The 14,961-nt window shown below is 65.8% G+C and carries 15 protein-coding genes; 9 read left to right on the plus strand and 6 right to left on the minus strand.

Going from position 1 to position 14,961, the window contains the following annotated elements; translation table 11 throughout:
- The first annotated feature begins 51 nt into the window (after positions 1–51).
- The 3 genes from ACQR13_RS29870 (at position 52) to ACQR13_RS29880 (ending at position 3,179) form a co-directional block, all read left to right on the plus strand.
- Positions 52–1,659, plus strand: coding sequence for an acyl-CoA synthetase (locus tag ACQR13_RS29870; RefSeq protein WP_315717507.1), 1,608 nt, complete (start codon positions 52–54; stop codon positions 1,657–1,659).
- Positions 1,660–1,867: 208 nt separating this feature from the next.
- A complete protein-coding gene (locus tag ACQR13_RS29875; protein WP_315717506.1) occupies positions 1,868–2,644 on the plus strand; it encodes a DUF2189 domain-containing protein in 777 nt (258 codons plus the stop codon).
- A gap of 112 nt (positions 2,645–2,756) precedes the next feature.
- Complete coding sequence (locus ACQR13_RS29880) at positions 2,757–3,179, plus strand: hypothetical protein (protein WP_315826724.1); 423 nt, start codon at positions 2,757–2,759, stop codon at positions 3,177–3,179.
- Positions 3,180–3,192: 13 nt separating this feature from the next.
- Here ACQR13_RS29880 and ACQR13_RS29885 read toward each other — a convergent pair whose 3' ends face one another.
- The 3 genes from ACQR13_RS29885 to ACQR13_RS29895 are packed head-to-tail and all read right to left on the minus strand — an operon-like array spanning position 3,193 to position 4,477.
- Positions 3,193–3,705, minus strand: a complete 513-nt coding sequence (locus tag ACQR13_RS29885) for an SRPBCC family protein (protein ID WP_315717504.1) — start codon at positions 3,703–3,705, stop codon at positions 3,193–3,195.
- A gap of 3 nt (positions 3,706–3,708) precedes the next feature.
- Entirely contained in the window at positions 3,709–4,170 is a 462-nt protein-coding gene (locus ACQR13_RS29890; RefSeq protein WP_316171518.1) for an SRPBCC family protein, read from the minus strand.
- Positions 4,163–4,477, minus strand: coding sequence for an ArsR/SmtB family transcription factor (locus ACQR13_RS29895; RefSeq protein WP_315754598.1), 315 nt, complete (start codon positions 4,475–4,477; stop codon positions 4,163–4,165). The genes ACQR13_RS29890 and ACQR13_RS29895 overlap by 8 nt, the downstream gene beginning before the upstream one ends.
- A 131-nt stretch (positions 4,478–4,608) precedes the next feature.
- On the opposite strand from ACQR13_RS29895, the gene ACQR13_RS29900 reads away from it, so the two are divergent.
- A complete protein-coding gene (locus ACQR13_RS29900) occupies positions 4,609–5,229 on the plus strand; it encodes a LysE family translocator (RefSeq protein ID WP_316171520.1) in 621 nt (206 codons plus the stop codon).
- Positions 5,230–5,274: 45 nt separating this feature from the next.
- On the opposite strand, the gene ACQR13_RS29905 is transcribed toward ACQR13_RS29900, so the two are convergent.
- Positions 5,275–6,111, minus strand: coding sequence for a PhzF family phenazine biosynthesis protein (locus ACQR13_RS29905; protein WP_316171522.1), 837 nt, complete (start codon positions 6,109–6,111; stop codon positions 5,275–5,277).
- A gap of 25 nt (positions 6,112–6,136) precedes the next feature.
- Positions 6,137–6,280, minus strand: coding sequence for a hypothetical protein (locus ACQR13_RS29910; protein WP_315717499.1), 144 nt, complete (start codon positions 6,278–6,280; stop codon positions 6,137–6,139).
- An 86-nt stretch (positions 6,281–6,366) separates the two neighbouring features.
- Here ACQR13_RS29910 and ACQR13_RS29915 point away from each other — a divergent pair, with 86 nt between their 5' ends.
- Entirely contained in the window at positions 6,367–7,776 is a 1,410-nt protein-coding gene (locus ACQR13_RS29915; protein ID WP_315754592.1) for a PLP-dependent aminotransferase family protein, read from the plus strand.
- Between the two features lie 4 nt (positions 7,777–7,780).
- Here ACQR13_RS29915 and ACQR13_RS29920 read toward each other — a convergent pair whose 3' ends face one another.
- Complete coding sequence (locus tag ACQR13_RS29920) at positions 7,781–8,584, minus strand: N-formylglutamate amidohydrolase (protein WP_315810603.1); 804 nt, start codon at positions 8,582–8,584, stop codon at positions 7,781–7,783.
- A gap of 204 nt (positions 8,585–8,788) precedes the next feature.
- Here ACQR13_RS29920 and ACQR13_RS29925 point away from each other — a divergent pair, with 204 nt between their 5' ends.
- From ACQR13_RS29925 to rpoD, 4 genes are all read left to right on the plus strand, one after another.
- Positions 8,789–9,601 (plus strand): transglutaminase-like domain-containing protein, encoded by an 813-nt coding sequence (locus ACQR13_RS29925; protein ID WP_316171526.1) that lies wholly within the window; start codon positions 8,789–8,791, stop codon positions 9,599–9,601.
- Positions 9,602–9,663: 62 nt separating this feature from the next.
- Positions 9,664–10,062: a gamma-glutamylcyclotransferase family protein gene (locus ACQR13_RS29930; protein WP_316171528.1), complete on the plus strand. Its 399-nt coding sequence runs from the start codon at positions 9,664–9,666 to the stop codon at positions 10,060–10,062.
- A 267-nt stretch (positions 10,063–10,329) separates the two neighbouring features.
- Positions 10,330–12,336, plus strand: a complete 2,007-nt coding sequence (dnaG, locus tag ACQR13_RS29935) for a DNA primase (RefSeq protein ID WP_316175028.1) — start codon at positions 10,330–10,332, stop codon at positions 12,334–12,336.
- 428 nt (positions 12,337–12,764) lie between these two features.
- Complete coding sequence (gene rpoD / locus ACQR13_RS29940) at positions 12,765–14,873, plus strand: RNA polymerase sigma factor RpoD (RefSeq protein WP_315717492.1); 2,109 nt, start codon at positions 12,765–12,767, stop codon at positions 14,871–14,873.
- Positions 14,874–14,961 lie beyond the last annotated feature (88 nt).

The raw sequence follows: 14,961 nt of genomic DNA on the forward strand, positions 1-14,961 counted from the left end.
GGGGCTTCGGCCCCGCAGGCGGGTCTTCGCCTGGCCATGACGGAGAGAACAATGCTCAAGGAAACGTCCGACTACGACCAGCTCACTCGCGACTTCCGCTGGGACATCCCGGCGCAGTTCAACATCGCGGTCGCGACCTGCGATCGCCACGCCGACGGCTCGGGGCGCCTGGCGCTGATCGTCGTCGAAGAGGACGGCGCCGCACGGCGCGTCTCATTCGATGAGCTGCGCGATTACTCCTGCCGCTTCGCCAACGTATTGAAGGCCGATGGTCTCGCGCAGGGCGACCGCGTCGCGGTGTTCCTGTCGCAGTCGCTGGAGCTGCCGATCGTCCATCTGGCGGCGTTCCGCGCCGGTCTCGTCTCGGTGCCGCTGTTCACGCTGTTCGGCGAGGACGCGCTGCAATTCCGGCTGCAGAACTCCGGCGCCAAGGTCGTCGTCACCGACGCCACGGGCCTTGCGAAGCTCGCGCGCATTCGCGACCGCCTGCCGGAACTCAAGACGATCTATGTCACTGACGGCGACGGCCTCGGCGCCCAAGCCTTCTGGCCGACGCTGGAGCGCGCCTCCGATCAATTCCCGACCGTCGCCACGTCGAGCGACGACCCTGCCATCATCATCTATACCTCGGGTACGACCGGAAATCCCAAGGGCGCGCTGCACGCCCATCGCGTACTGCTCGGCCACCTGCCCAATGTCGAGATGGTGCACGGCTTCCTGCCGAAGCCCGGCGACGTCATGTGGACGCCGGCGGATTGGGCATGGATCGGCGGCCTGTTCGATGCGCTGTTTCCTGCATGGTATCACGCGATCCCGATGATCGGTTATCGCGCCAGGAAATTCGAGCCGCAGGCCGCAATGCAACTGATGGCGGACTACGCCGTCCGCAACGTGTTCCTGCCCCCGACCGCGCTGAAGTTGATGCGCCAGGCCAATGTCAAGCACGAGGGCGTCAAGCTGCGCAGCATCCTCACCGGCGGCGAGTCGCTCGGCGCCGAGCTGCTCGACTGGGTGCGCGCGACCTTCGGCATCGATGCGCACGAGATCTACGGCCAGACCGAATGCAATCTCGTCGTCGGCAACAATGCGAGGCTGTTTCCGATCCGGCCGGGCTCGATGGGCAAGGCGACGCCGGGCTTCGAGGTGCTGATCGTCAACGACAAGGGCGAGGAGCTGCCGCGCGGAGAGAGGGGCATCATCGGCGTGCGCCAGCCCAATCCCTGCACCATGATCGAATATTGGCGCAATCCGGAGGCGACGCAGAAGAAGTTCGCGGGCGACGTGCTGCTGACAGGCGATCTCGGCACCCAGGATGACGACGGCTATTTCTGGTATGCGAGCCGCGAGGACGATGTCATCACGTCGGCCGGCTATCGCATCGGCCCGGCGGAGATCGAGGACACGCTGCTCAAGCATCCGGCAGTCGCGCTGGCGGCCGTCGTCGGCATTCCCGACCCGGTGCGCACGGAGGCCATCAAGGCGTGGATCGTGCTGCGCCCTGGCTTCGTTGCAAATGACACGCTGTCGCGAGAGATCCAGGACTTCGTCAAAGTGAAGCTTGCCGCGCACGAATACCCGCGCCACGTTGAATTCACCGACACCCTGCCGATGACGGCGACCGGCAAGGTGCTGAGGCGGGAGTTGCGGGCGCGGGGGTAGGGGGCTCCCGTTCGTGGGTGCCCAATGGTGCGCCTGGCTCCCTCGCCTCGCTGGCAGTCCCGCGCGGCACGACGGATGGCGACAGACGAGTGCAAAACTGCATCGTCATATGTGATCGCTCCGCCCCTCTGCCCACAAGTTGAAATTGAAATCCCCGCCCTCCCGCTGTTAGCATCACGGCAACAACAACATTCAGGAGGGACCGCCGATGACCGCATCCGTCTCGGGACGATCCGATCCCGTGGTGCGCCGCATCACCACGGCCGATATTGCCGAAGCCTTGACGCAAGGCCTCCGCGATTTTCAGGCTCAGCCCATGTTCGGCCTTGCTTTCGGGCTGATCTATGTACTCGGCGGCATCAGCATCGTGCTGTGCGTCACCGCCTTCGGGATGGTCTACTTGGCCTATCCGCTGGCCGCAGGGTTTGCGCTGATCGGCCCGTTCGTCGCGATCGGTCTCTACGAGGTCAGCCGCCGCCGCGAACTCGGCCAGCCGATTTCCTATGGCGGGATCTGGCGCACGATCACTTCGCGCGGCGAGATCGGCTGGATGGCGTTCGTGACGCTATTTTTCTTCATCATCTGGATGTACCAGGTGCGCCTCCTGATCGCGCTGCTGCTCGGGCTCAATGCCTCGTTCTCCAGCATCAAGGAGTTCATGACCGTGGTGCTGACGACCAACGAGGGTCTGCTCTTCCTCGCGATCGGCAATCTCGACGGCGCCGCTCTATCGCTGGTGCTGTTCTCGCTCACGGTCGTGTCGTTTCCGCTGCTGCTGGAGCGCGACGTCGATTTCGTGACGGCGATGATCACCAGCGTGCGCGCGGTCGTGACGAGTCCCGGCCCGATGATCGGCTGGGCCGCCGTCATCACCGTGCTGCTGATCATTTCGGCATTACCGTACTTCCTCGGGCTGCTGGTCACTGTGCCGGTGCTGGGCCATGCGACCTGGCATCTGTACCGCCGGATCGTAGCTCCGGCATAAGGCAAGGGCGAGCCGCGACGTAGGTTCGATGGCGCATGGACGCCGTCGAACGGGCTCGTTTCGAAACGCGGCTCGCCGGTGGTCCGGCCGGCCCCAATGTCGGAGGAGGATGATGCCGGACAACATCGCGTTGTTTGCCACGATCGTCTTGTTGCTGCCGATGTTCTATCTGCTGCTGGCCGCGCCGGCCTTTCTGCTGGTGCGGCTCGACATCGTGCCGGTCACCCGGCTCCTGCGCGGCATGTTCGACTCCTACTTCGTGGCGCTTTCGATCGCTGGCGGCATCGGCGCGCTCGCCGTGCTGGCCGACGGCCGCCCCGTTCTGGGGCTGGGCATTGGGCTGATCGCGGCGTTCGCGCTGCTCTCGCGCCGCTGGTTTCTGCGGCAGATGGACGCGCGTATCCGCGACAGGGATTCTGGCGATGCGACGGCCCTGCGTCGGCTGCGTTGGTTACATTGGGGTGGCATGCTGAGCAATGCGGTCCAGGTCGGCGCCGTCCTCGCCAGCATCCCACAGATCGCCGCGGTGTCGTAGCAGGCCTTGTCGTTTAAGGTACTGCAATCCCCATCGCCTTCAGGGCCGCCAGCATGCGCGTCGGCGGCGTCATCTTCACCGCGAGCGGCTTGCCCGTCTCGAGCACGCTCTTGAGGCTCGACAGGATGGCCGGCCAGCCCTGGCGTCCGCCAGACAGGATGTCGTCGGAGAGCGGCCGCTCATGCGCTTCAGTCATCGTGAGACGGACGGCGTCGCCGGCCGGTTCGATCTCATAGGTCACGAGCGTGCGGCCCAGTGCCTCGACGAGGCCGGGCCAGTTGACGTCCCAGGTGACGGTCAGCCGGTGCGGCGGCTCGCAGACGATCACCTGGCCGCTGATGTGTTCGGAGCCGTCCGGCGCGCGCACGATGAAGGCGCCGCCCGCCCTCAGTTCGGCTTCCACGGCGAAGCCGAAGAAATATTGCCGGCTGAACTCGGCGGAGGTCAGCGCCTGCCACACCTTCTCAGGGCTGGCGGCGATGTAGATCGTGTAGACGGTGGCGGGCTTGAACTTTGCAAGATCCATCGCTCAGACTCCCTTGCCGAGCGCTGACATCGGGATCACCAGCGCCGTTCCGGTCTCAAGCAGACTTTTTAGGCCGGACATGATCGCGGGCCAGCCGTTGGAAACCGCATCGAGCAATCTCCGTGCCCCTTCGAAGCCTTCATGCGTCAGGGTCAGCTTGACGGAGTTGCCGTGCTGTTCGATCGCGAACACGACCTTGGTCGGCTGCTCGTTGCGAAACTCGTCTTTCAGGACGTGCTGGAAGGTGTAGGAGAGCCGGCGTGGCGGATCGAACTCCAGAATCTGGCCGACATCCGTCGCCATCCCGTCGGTCACCAGCGTGAACGGCGAGCCGACGCGCCAGTCGGAATGCAGTTCGGTGCCGAACCAGTAGCGCTTTGCGAATTCGTTTGATGTCAGCGCTTCCCACAATTTCTCGGGCGTCGTCGCGATATACGTGACGTAGACGAATTCGGGCTTACTCATCGCGCTCCTCCAATTGCCGCTTCAACTCGCTGAGCGCGGCGAGCTTGCCGCGCTCGAATTTCCTGATCCAGCGCTCCCCGATGTGATGGATCGGCACCGGATTGAGATAGTGCAGCTTCTCGCGGCCATGCCGGATCGTCGCGACCAGATTGGCCGCTTCCAGAATGGCAAGGTGCTTGGTCACGGCCTGTCGCGTCATCGCGAGGCCGTCGCAGAGTTCGGTCAGGGTTTGCCCGTTCCGCGCGTGGAGCCTGTCGAGCAGGGCGCGTCGTGAGCCGTCCGCAAGCGCCTTGAAGACATCATCCATGTGAGAAAGAATAGGCAACCAAATGGTTGCGTGTCAAGAACGCTGCGCTGTGGATCGCGCGAGGACAAGCGGGCTTTCCTCTGCAGACATGTCGTGCATTAGTGAGCGCCTCATTCGCATCGAGGCGCCTCATGTCCCTGCAAGTCTATCTCGCCTTCGTCGCCGCCTGTATCGGGCTGGCGCTGCTGCCGGGTCCCGTCGTGACGCTGCTGATCGCCAACGGTCTGCGCCACGGGACCCGCGCCGCGCTCATCAATATCGCCGGCGTGCAGACCGGGCTGGCGATCGCGATCGGCATCGTCGCCGTCGGCCTGACGTCGCTGATGGCCACGATGGGCTATTGGTTCGAATGGGTGCGGCTGGTCGGTGCGGCCTATCTGGTGTGGCTCGGAATTCAGCTCATCCGCTCGCCGATCGAGGGGATCTCTGCGGGCGAGGCGCCGCCACCGCCGCCGCGCGGCGGCTTTTTCCTGCAGGGGCTGCTGGTGCTGCTCTCAAACCCGAAGGTGATGGTGTTCTTCGGCGCGTTCCTGCCGCAGTTCATGGACATGAGCCGGGATCACGTGCCGCAGGTCGGTTTGCTCGGCGTCACTTTCATGGTGATCGCGGGTCTCACCGACGCGATCTATGCGCTGCTCGCGGGCCGTGCGCGAAAACTGTTCTCGGCCAGGCGGACGCGGCTGGTGTCGCGCATCTCCGGCGGCTTCATGATCGGCGGCGGCGTGTGGCTGGCGCTGACCCGGGCACGGTGAGCACGCGTTCGGCCCCGCGGCCGCATCGCCGTCTGCTGACGCGCGCTACAGGCTGATCGTCCCCTTCACCACCGGCGCGACGTCGCCGCCGATCCAGATCGTGTCGCCGTCCTGCGCGACATGGACGCGGCCGGCGCGACCGAGCACGGTGCCCTGGGAGGCGACATATTGCTTCGGAGCAATTCCGGCTCCGATCAGCCATTGCGCCAGACTTGCATTGAGGCTGCCCGTCACCGGGTCCTCGCCGCCGCCCCACATGAAGCCGCGGACCTCGTAGTCGGCATCTGTGCCATCTTGCGCCCGATCCCATGGCGCAACAACGCCGATCGGCTGTTGCGGCAGCGACGCCGGATTGTAGCGGATGTCGAGCAGCGCGCGGCGCGAGTCGATCAGCACGCCGATCCAGCCCGGGCCGTTGTCGATCCACTGCACGGCGCGCATCGTGCTCGTTGGGATGCCGAGCGCTGCTGCGATCCTGCTCGTCAGCTCGGCATCGACGGCGCCGGAGCGGCGGAGGGGCGGGGCGGCGAAGGCGAGGCGATCTCCGTCACGCTTGATGCGCACGAGGCCCGCGCCGCATTCCTGCACCACATGCTCGCCCTTTGGCCGGCCGCCGAGCGCGAGCCATACGTGGCATGAGCCGAGCGTCGGATGGCCCGCAAAAGGCAGTTCGCGCTGCGGGGTGAAGATGCGCACGCGATAATCAGCGCCCGGATTCTGAGCGCGTGACAGGAAGGTCGTCTCGGACAGATTGGTCCAGTTGGCGATCGCCTGCATCGCTGCATCGTCGAGGCCGTCGGCCTCGGCGATCACGGCGAGCGGGTTGCCTTTGAAGGCGACCTTGGAGAACACGTCGACTTGATGGAACGGAAGCGCGAGCATTGCGGTGCCCTCCTCGATGTCGGCGTCAGTCGCGCCAGAACGGCTTGTTGGCCTCTTCCTGCACGACCACGGGATCAAGGCCGCAGTCGCGCATCTGCTCGCGATCGAGCATCGCCAGTTCGGACCGCCAGAACAGGCGCCGCAGCCAGAGTTGCGGGACCTGGAGCAAATTGCTCTTTCCGTGGGCAACCTGCGGAGTTGCCCAACGCTGCGCCAGGGAATATGCCATGAGTCACCTATCGCTCTTCAATTGCGTTGTTCGAAGAGCAATCGCGCAGTACATATCTCGGTGCAATCGAAACATTGCTCTCGGTGCAATATAGCATGAATGCTTCGTATACGGCCCTGGTGGACGACATTGCCGAGGACATCGCCAACGGCAGGCTGAAGGCCGGCGACCGGCTGCCGCCGCAGCGTCAGTTCGCCTATGAACGGGGAATTGCCGCATCCACGGCAGCGCGCGTCTATGCCGAATTATTGCGCAGGGGTCTGGTCGTGGGCGAGGTCGGGCGCGGCACCTTCGTCGCGGGAGAGGCGGTACCGGTACCACCCTCGCTGCGGCTGGAGCCGTTCGATGGCCGCATCGATCTCGAGTTCAATTTCCCGACCCTGCCGGATCAGGCGGCCCTGATCGCGAAGTCGCTTGCCGCATGGCAGCGGCCGGAGAAGCTGGCGCCGGTGCTGGCGCCGATCACGCAGCGGCGGCTGGCCGAGGCCGGGCGCACCGCCGCGGCCTTCTTCGCCAGCGAGCGCTGGCGCCCGCGCGCGGAGAACTTCGTCTTCGCCGGCAGTGGTCGGCAGTCGCTGGCTGCGGCGATCTCGGCGCTGGTGCCGGTCGGTGGCCGGCTCGGCGTCGAGGCCGTCACCTATCCGATGATCAAGGGCATCGCGGCGCGGCTGGGCGTGACCCTGGTGCCGCTCGCGATGGACGGCGAGGGCGTCCGCCCGGATGCCCTGACCAAGGCGCACCGCGCGAGCGCGCTCAACGCGATCTACATCCAGCCGGTGATGCAGAATCCGCTCGGCCTGACGATGAGCGAGGCGAGGCGCGAGGAGATCGTGCGTCTGGTGCGCAAGCACGAGCTGATGATCATCGAGGACCTCGTCTACGGCTTCCTCAGCGATCAGGTCTCGCTGGCGACGCAGGCCGAGGAGCGTGTCGTCGTGGTCGACAGCCTTGCCAAGCGGCTCGCGCCGGGGATTGCGGTCGGTTTTCTCTACGTGCCGGGAAGCATGCGCGAAAAATTCGCCGCCACGGTGCGCACCGGGGCCTGGTCGGTGACGTCGCTGGCGCTGGCCGCCGGCATGGGGCTGCTCGCCGACGGCACGGCGGCCGAGATCACCAGGCGCAAGCGGGCCGACGCGCTGGTGCGGCAGGCGATCGTCGCCGAGTGCCTCGCCGGCCATCACATCGAGGCCGATCCGCGCTCCTACCATGTCTGGCTGCATCTGCCGGAGGGCTGGCGCGCCGAAGCCTTGACCGCCGCGGCCGCGCGCGCCGGCATCGCGATCACGCCGGCGAGCGCGTTTGCGGTGGCGCACGGCCATTCACCGAACGCGGTGCGGCTCGCGCTCGGCCTGCCGAGCCATGACGATCTGCGCACGGCGCTGTGGCGGCTCGCGGGCCTGCTCGCCCATCACGACGCCTCCGACATGACGGAGTAGCGGGCTAAGCGAGACCCTTGCTGCGCAGCTCGACCTCGATCTCGCCGAGAATGCGGATCAGCCGCTCGGCCCAGCGCTGCTGGTCCTCGGGCTCGGCGATTTCGTTCTGACGAATCTCGATGCCGGAATTGATCAGCCCGCGCGCCTCGCCATGCACGGGGATGGTGTAGTCGGTGCCGTCGCCGACCGCATAGGGCTGATTGTCGCCCACCACGAGATCGGGCTCGGCCCGCAACGCCCTCAACAGCAGCGGCGGCAGCACACGGTCGTGCTGATACAGCGTGCCAATGTGCCAGGGCCGCGCGATGCCCGCATAGACCGGCGTGAAGCTGTGCAGCGAGACGAGGATGGTCGGCCGCCCCGCGGCCTTGCGCGCATCGAGCACCTCGGTGATGCGGTCGTGATAGGGATCGAAGATCGCGCGGCGCCGGAGCTCGGCGTCCTCATGCGTCAGACCCTCATTGCCGGGGATCGTGGTGCGCTCGCTGATCATCGGAATCGCGTTCGGCGCCTTCGGCGAGCGGTTGCAGTCGATCACCAGCCGCGAATAGCGCTGCGCGATCAGATGCGCATCGAGCGCCCGCGATACGGCCTCCGCGACGCCGGCGATACCGATGTCCCAGGCGATGTGCCGCTCCAGTTCGCTTTCGGGCAGGCCGAGATCGCCGAGTGCGCGCGGCAGCAGGCGGCCATAGTGATCGCACGTGAAGAACAAGGCCGACGCCCCATCGGCGTTGCGCTCGAGCACGGGTGGAACTTCGTCTGGCTGGAGGAGTCGATGAGTGTTGCTCGTGCCGGACACGGTCATGCTGCCTCCCGTTGCTTCATGAAGCGGCAGACCGATCTCGGATTGGGCAGACGGATGAGGATTGGGCCGGCGGACATCATGATGGTCGCCCAAACGATGCTGATTCTGGCGATCATTCACAAGACAGAAGTTCGCAATGGGCCTACGGTCCGGGCTGGATGAGGCTGGCGCATCGTGCCGCTCGAACGGGGCGAAGGAGCCTTCATGCTGATCAAGGTTGGATTTGAGATCGCCTATGCGGCTCCGGCGGCAACGCCGATGGTGATCATGCTGTCGATCCATCCGTCGCGCTTTCCCGACATCGTCGGCACCGAGACGATCACGACCGAGCCCAAGGTGCCGATCAAATTCTACAACGACAGCTTCGGCAATCTCTGTGGACGGCTGGTGGCGCCGGCCGGCGGGGTCACCTTCCACGGCAGCGCCATCGTCCGCGACAGCGGGCGGCCGGACGCGATCGATCCCGGCGCCCAGCAACTGTCGATCGAGCAGCTGCCCGATGAGCTTCTGCTGTATCTGATGCCGAGCCGCTATTGCGAGACCGACAAGCTGGCCGAGGTCGCCTGGTCGTTGTTCGGCAGCGCGCCGGCGGGATGGGCGCGCGTGCAGGCGATCTGCGACTTCGTGCACAGCCACGTCACGTTCGGCTATGAGCACGCCCACGCCATGAAGTCGGCGCACGACGTCTATCAGCAGCGCGCCGGCGTCTGCCGCGACTTCGCCCACCTCGCGCTGACCTTCTGCCGCTGCACGGGCATTCCGGCTCGCTATTGCACCGGTTATCTCGGCGACATCGGCGTGCCGCCGGACCCTGTCCCGATGGATTTCTCGGGCTGGTTCGAGGTCTATCTCTCGGGCCGGTGGTACACGTTCGATGCCCGCCACAACGTGCCGCGCATCGGTCGCATCCTGATGGCGACCGGACGGGACGCCGCCGACGTCGCGCTGTCGACCTCGTTCGGCCTGATGACCCTGACCAAATTCCACGTCGTCAGCGATGAGATCGCGGCCGCCTGAGCAGAGAAAGGCGCGGCCGGCCGCCGCTTCGCATCATCGGCGATCGCCGCTATAGACGGGCCATGACCACCGATCTCCTGTTCGTCTACGGCACGCTGATGCGCGGCTTCGACCATCCGATGGCGCGGCTGTTGTCGGCCAATGCCGATTTTGTCGCCGAGGCAAGCTGCCGTGGCCGGTTGTACCGCATCCAGCATTATCCCGGCCTGGTCCTGTCCGATGACGCGGCCGATCTCGTCCATGGCGAACTGTTCCGGCTGCGCCAGCCCGAGCCGATGCTGCGCGAGTTCGACATGTACGAGGCCTGCGGCGAGGGCTTCGCCGCGCCCACCGAATATCTGCGCCGGTGCCTCGCAGTGACGCTGGCCGACGGCGCGGCCCGCGAGGCCTGGACCTACGTGTACAACTGGCCCGTGGACGAGGTCGCCCGCATCGCCTCGGGACGGTTTTTGGCGCCCTAAGTCTCTCCGCGCCGTCATTCCGGGACATCGCGCAGCGATGGGCCCGGAATCCATAACCACAAACGGTGCGAGGACACGCAGTGGCGCGGCCGTCCCGCCTCACGACTGGTCGTGGTTATGGATTCCGGGCTCGCCCTGCGGGCGCCCCGGAATGACGAGAGGAGAGGGCCGTGCCTGTGAATAGCCCGGACAAGCCGGAGGAAGTTCACATTTCGTACACGGGTGCCTATATGCCTAGGCCACCACCACAGGACCACCAGCCCGCTCATGGCCCGCTTCACGCCGGAATTTCTCGATGAGCTGCGCGCCCGGCTTCCGGTCTCGGACGTCGTCGGCAAGCGCGTGAAGCTCAAGAAGGCCGGGCGCGAGTGGAAGGGGCTGTCGCCGTTCCAGCAGGAGAAGACGCCGTCCTTCTACGTCAACGACCAGAAGGGTTTTTATCACGACTTCTCGTCCGGCAAGCACGGCAACATCTTCGACTTCGTGATGGAGACCGAGGGCTGCAGCTTCCCCGAAGCCGTGGAGCGGCTCGCGGGAATCGCCGGCCTGGCGCTGCCCGCGGTCACGCCCGACGCGGCGCGCCAGGAGCGGCAGCGCAAGACGCTGTACGACGTGATGGAGCTGGCGGCGAAGTTCTTTTCTGACACGCTGGCGTCCCGTCATGGCGCGCGCGCCCGCGGCTATCTTGCCGATCGCGCGATCCTGCCGCAGACGCAGCTCCAGTTTCGCCTCGGCTATGCTTCGCAGGAGCGGTTTGCGCTGAAGGAATATCTCGGCGCCCAGGGCGTGCCGGTCGCCGACATGGTCGAGGCGGGATTGCTGGTCGGCGGCGACGACATTCCCGTGCCGTATGACCGCTTCCGCGACCGCGTGATGTTCCCGATCACCGATCTCCGCGGACGCGTCATCGCCTTCGGCGGTCGCGCGCTGCAGAAGGACGTGCCGGCGAAATACCTGAACTCGCCGGAGACGCCGCTCTTCCACAAGGGCGACAACCTCTACAATCTCGCCAGCGCCCGTCAGGCCGCCCATAACGGCGCGCCGATGATCGTGGTCGAGGGCTATGTCGACGTCATTGCGCTGGTCGCGGCCGGCTTTGCCGGCGCCGTGGCGCCGCTCGGCACCGCGCTGACCGAGAGCCAACTTTCGCTGATCTGGAAGATGGTCGACGAGCCGATCCTGTGTTTCGATGGCGACCGCGCCGGCCAAAAGGCGGCCTATCGGGCCGCAGACCTTGCTTTGCCGCATCTCAAGCCTGGCAAGAGCCTGCGCTTCGCGCTCTTGCCCGAGGGACAGGATCCCGACGACCTCGTCCGCTCCGGCGGTCGCGGCGCGGTCGAGGAGGTGCTCAAAATCGCAAAACCCCTCGCCGAGGTGATCTGGTCGCGCGAGATCGAGGGCGGCAGCTTCAACACCCCGGAGCGCCGTGCCGCGCTGGAGGCGCGGATCGGCCAGCTCACCGGCGGCATCGCCGACGAGGTGGTACGGCGCTACTACAAGCAGGATCTCGGCGACCGGCTGTACCGGGCGTTCGCCCCGGACGGCGGCCGGGGGTTTGGCCGCGGCTTCGGTGCCGAATCAGGACGGCGTTTTGCTCCCCGCAGTCCCGGTTCCGGACAGCCTGGGCGGTTATCCACAGGAGGCGGTCGCCGCGGCGGACCGCCATCCACAGGCCAGGCCATGGCCCGCGGCCCCTACCAGGCGGCCAGCCCGCAGCTCGCCATGAGCCCGATCATGCGCGGCCAGCGCTCGGCGATCTCGCGCCGGGAGGCCCTGATCCTGCAGTGCCTGATCAACCACCCCTGGCTCCTGCACGACCACCTGGAGGAGGTCGCCGCGCTGGAACTGGCCCATCCCGAGGCGCACAAGCTCCGCGCCGCCATCATCGCCGCCTTCGCCCACGACCATCACCATTCGCCGGATCCGGACGAGCAGGCCGAGAAGATGCGGGCCGATCTGGAGAAGGCAGGCTTTTCCGAGCTTCTTCAACGGGTTGAGCGCGCGATCACGACGGCGGCGGTGTGGGCGACCAAATCGGGCGCGGCGCGCGATGACGTTCTTGCGACCTGGCATCAGCTGGTTGCCTTGCATCGGCAATGGCACTCCTTACTTAGGGAATTGAAGGATGCCGAGCTGGCGCTGGGCGAGGAGCCGAGCGAGCCGAACATGGGCTGGTTGAGGGACGTGAAGGCCAGGATGGCCGAGATGGACGGCACCGAGGCGCTGATCGAAGGCTTCGGGGAACTGTCCGGACGCACCAACCGCAACGTGTAGATGGGACGCCCGGCGCCCTGTCGCCAGTTGAGCACATTTCGGCCCGATCCGCCCGCGCGGTATCAGGTCCGCGCGAAAAGACTCGCCAAATCCATGGTTTGGCTGCAAAAACAGGGTTAATCGAAGTTTAAGAGGTCCGGGGCATTTTCTGCGGCAGATGGGTTGGTTTCGCTGTCGGACACCGCGCCTGCATGTCGGGCGCCGGATTCGATTGCAAAACCGGTATCGCTTTTGCAAGAAACGCGCGCCGGTCCGAAAACGGGACGACACCAGCGTAGGACGAAACGAGCGACGGGCTTCAGGGGGTGGCGACGTTAAAAGTGCGCCGCCCTTTCCGCGTCGAGAACAGTTTGAGTAGAGCAGGCGGGCGCCGCGATGCCAAGGGCTACGATGCCACGGGCGGAGCGGGCGCGTTTCGGGAGCAATGAATGGCCACGAAGGCAAAGACGCTGCAGGTGAAGGACAAGGAAAAGGACGACAAGGCCGCGGACGCTCCCGAGAAGGACGCCGCCGATGCGCCGTCGCCGTTGCTCGACCTGTCGGACGCCGCCGTCAAGAAGATGATCAAGCAGGCCAAGAAGCGCGGCTTCGTGACCTTTGATCAGCTCAACGAGGTCCTGCCTTCCGACACCACCTCGCCGGAACAGATCGAAGACATCATGTCGATGCTCTCCGACATGGGCATCAACGTGACCGAGGCCGAGGAGGCCGACGAGTCCGACGAGAAGGACGACGGCGAGGACGAGACCGACAACGAGCTTGTCGAGATCACCCAGAAGGCCGTCACCGAGGTCAAGAAGTCCGAGCCCGGCGAGCGCACCGACGATCCCGTGCGCATGTATCTGCGCGAGATGGGCACCGTCGAGCTGCTGTCGCGCGAGGGTGAAATCGCCATCGCCAAGCGCATCGAGGCCGGCCGCGAGGCGATGATCGCGGGCCTCTGCGAAAGCCCGCTGACGTTCCAGGCCATCATCATCTGGCGCGACGAGCTCAACGAAGGCAAGATCTTCCTTCGCGACATCATCGATCTCGAAGCCACCTATGCCGGCCCTGAGGCCAAGGGCGGCATGAATCCGCAGATCGCCGCGCCGGTGAATGGCGAGGGCGCTGCGGCCGAGGGCGGCGAGGTCCAGGCCGCGGTCGCGCCGCCGGCCGCCCCGCAGCAGCCGACGCCGTTCCGCGCCGCGCCGAACGGCGCGCCCGCCGAGGAGAAGGATCCCGGCGAGGCGGCGGCCGAAGCCGACATGGACGACGACGAGTTCGAGAACCAGATGTCGCTCGCCGCCATCGAGGCCGAGCTGAAGCCGAAGGTGGTCGAGACCTTCGACAAGATCGCGTCCGAGTACAAGAAGCTGCGACGCCTGCAGGAGCAGGACATCGCCAACCAGCTGCAGAGCGAGTCGCTGTCGCCCTCGCAGGAGCGCAAGTACAAGAAGCTCAAGGACGAGATCATCGTCGAGGTGAAGTCGCTGCGCCTCAACCAGGCCCGCATCGACTCCCTGGTCGAGCAGCTCTACGACATCAACAAGAAGCTGGTCTCGTTCGAGAGCCGGCTGATGCGCTTGGCCGACTCCCACGGCGTCGCGCGCGAGGACTTCCTGCGCAACTACCAGGGTTCGGAGCTCGACCCGCGCTGGCTCAACCGCGTCTCCAAGCTCTCCGCAAAGGGCTGGAAGAACTTCGTCCATTACGAGAAGGACCGCATCAAGGACCTGCGCCAGGAGGTGCAGGCCATGGCCGCGCTCACCGGTCTGGAGATCGGCGAGTTCCGCAAGATCGTGCACTCGGTGCAGAAGGGCGAGCGTGAGGCCCGTCAGGCCAAGAAGGAGATGGTGGAAGCCAACCTCCGTCTCGTGATCTCGATCGCCAAGAAGTACACCAACCGCGGCCTGCAGTTCCTCGACCTGATCCAGGAAGGCAATATCGGCCTGATGAAGGCGGTCGACAAGTTCGAGTACCGCCGCGGCTACAAGTTCTCGACCTACGCCACCTGGTGGATCCGGCAGGCGATCACCCGCTCGATCGCCGACCAGGCCCGCACCATCCGCATCCCCGTGCACATGATCGAGACGATCAACAAGATCGTCCGCACCTCGCGCCAGATGCTGAACGAGATCGGCCGCGAGCCGACCCCGGAGGAGCTCGCCGAGAAGCTCGGCATGCCCTTGGAGAAGGTGCGCAAGGTCCTCAAGATCGCGAAGGAGCCGCTCTCGCTCGAAACCCCCGTGGGTGACGAGGAGGACTCTCATCTCGGCGATTTCATCGAGGACAAGAACGCGATCCTGCCGATCGACGCCGCCATCCAGTCCAACCTGCGCGAGACGACGACCCGCGTGCTCGCCTCGCTCACCCCGCGCGAAGAGCGTGTGCTGCGCATGCGCTTCGGCATCGGCATGAACACCGACCACACGCTGGAAGAAGTCGGCCAGCAGTTCTCGGTGACCAGAGAGCGCATTCGTCAGATCGAAGCGAAGGCGCTGCGCAAGCTGAAGCATCCGTCACGGTCGCGGAAGCTGCGGAGCTTCTTGGACAACTGATTGACGTTCGATCTTTGTCGTCATTGCCGGGCTTGACCCGGCAATCCATCGAGACATCAACGGCGGGCCGATCGGTCCGCTGTTTTCA

Source organism: Bradyrhizobium sp. HKCCYLRH3059, assembly GCF_051168035.1.
Classification (GTDB): domain Bacteria; phylum Pseudomonadota; class Alphaproteobacteria; order Rhizobiales; family Xanthobacteraceae; genus Bradyrhizobium.

Bases quoted from the DNA above. Each gene is read 5' to 3' on its own strand.
- ACQR13_RS29870 (WP_315717507.1), top strand. From the start codon at position 52: ATGCTCAAGGAAACGTCCGACTACGACCAGCTCACTCGCGACTTCCGC.
- ACQR13_RS29875 (WP_315717506.1), top strand. From the start codon at position 1,868: ATGACCGCATCCGTCTCGGGACGATCCGATCCCGTGGTGCGCCGCATC.
- ACQR13_RS29880 (WP_315826724.1), top strand. From the start codon at position 2,757: ATGCCGGACAACATCGCGTTGTTTGCCACGATCGTCTTGTTGCTGCCG.
- ACQR13_RS29885 (WP_315717504.1), bottom strand. From the start codon at position 3,705: ATGGATCTTGCAAAGTTCAAGCCCGCCACCGTCTACACGATCTACATC.
- ACQR13_RS29890 (WP_316171518.1), bottom strand. From the start codon at position 4,170: ATGAGTAAGCCCGAATTCGTCTACGTCACGTATATCGCGACGACGCCC.
- ACQR13_RS29895 (WP_315754598.1), bottom strand. From the start codon at position 4,477: ATGGATGATGTCTTCAAGGCGCTTGCGGACGGCTCACGACGCGCCCTG.
- ACQR13_RS29900 (WP_316171520.1), top strand. From the start codon at position 4,609: ATGTCCCTGCAAGTCTATCTCGCCTTCGTCGCCGCCTGTATCGGGCTG.
- ACQR13_RS29905 (WP_316171522.1), bottom strand. From the start codon at position 6,111: ATGCTCGCGCTTCCGTTCCATCAAGTCGACGTGTTCTCCAAGGTCGCC.
- ACQR13_RS29920 (WP_315810603.1), bottom strand. From the start codon at position 8,584: ATGACCGTGTCCGGCACGAGCAACACTCATCGACTCCTCCAGCCAGAC.
- ACQR13_RS29925 (WP_316171526.1), top strand. From the start codon at position 8,789: ATGCTGATCAAGGTTGGATTTGAGATCGCCTATGCGGCTCCGGCGGCA.
- ACQR13_RS29930 (WP_316171528.1), top strand. From the start codon at position 9,664: ATGACCACCGATCTCCTGTTCGTCTACGGCACGCTGATGCGCGGCTTC.
- dnaG (WP_316175028.1), top strand. From the start codon at position 10,330: ATGGCCCGCTTCACGCCGGAATTTCTCGATGAGCTGCGCGCCCGGCTT.
- rpoD (WP_315717492.1), top strand. From the start codon at position 12,765: ATGGCCACGAAGGCAAAGACGCTGCAGGTGAAGGACAAGGAAAAGGAC.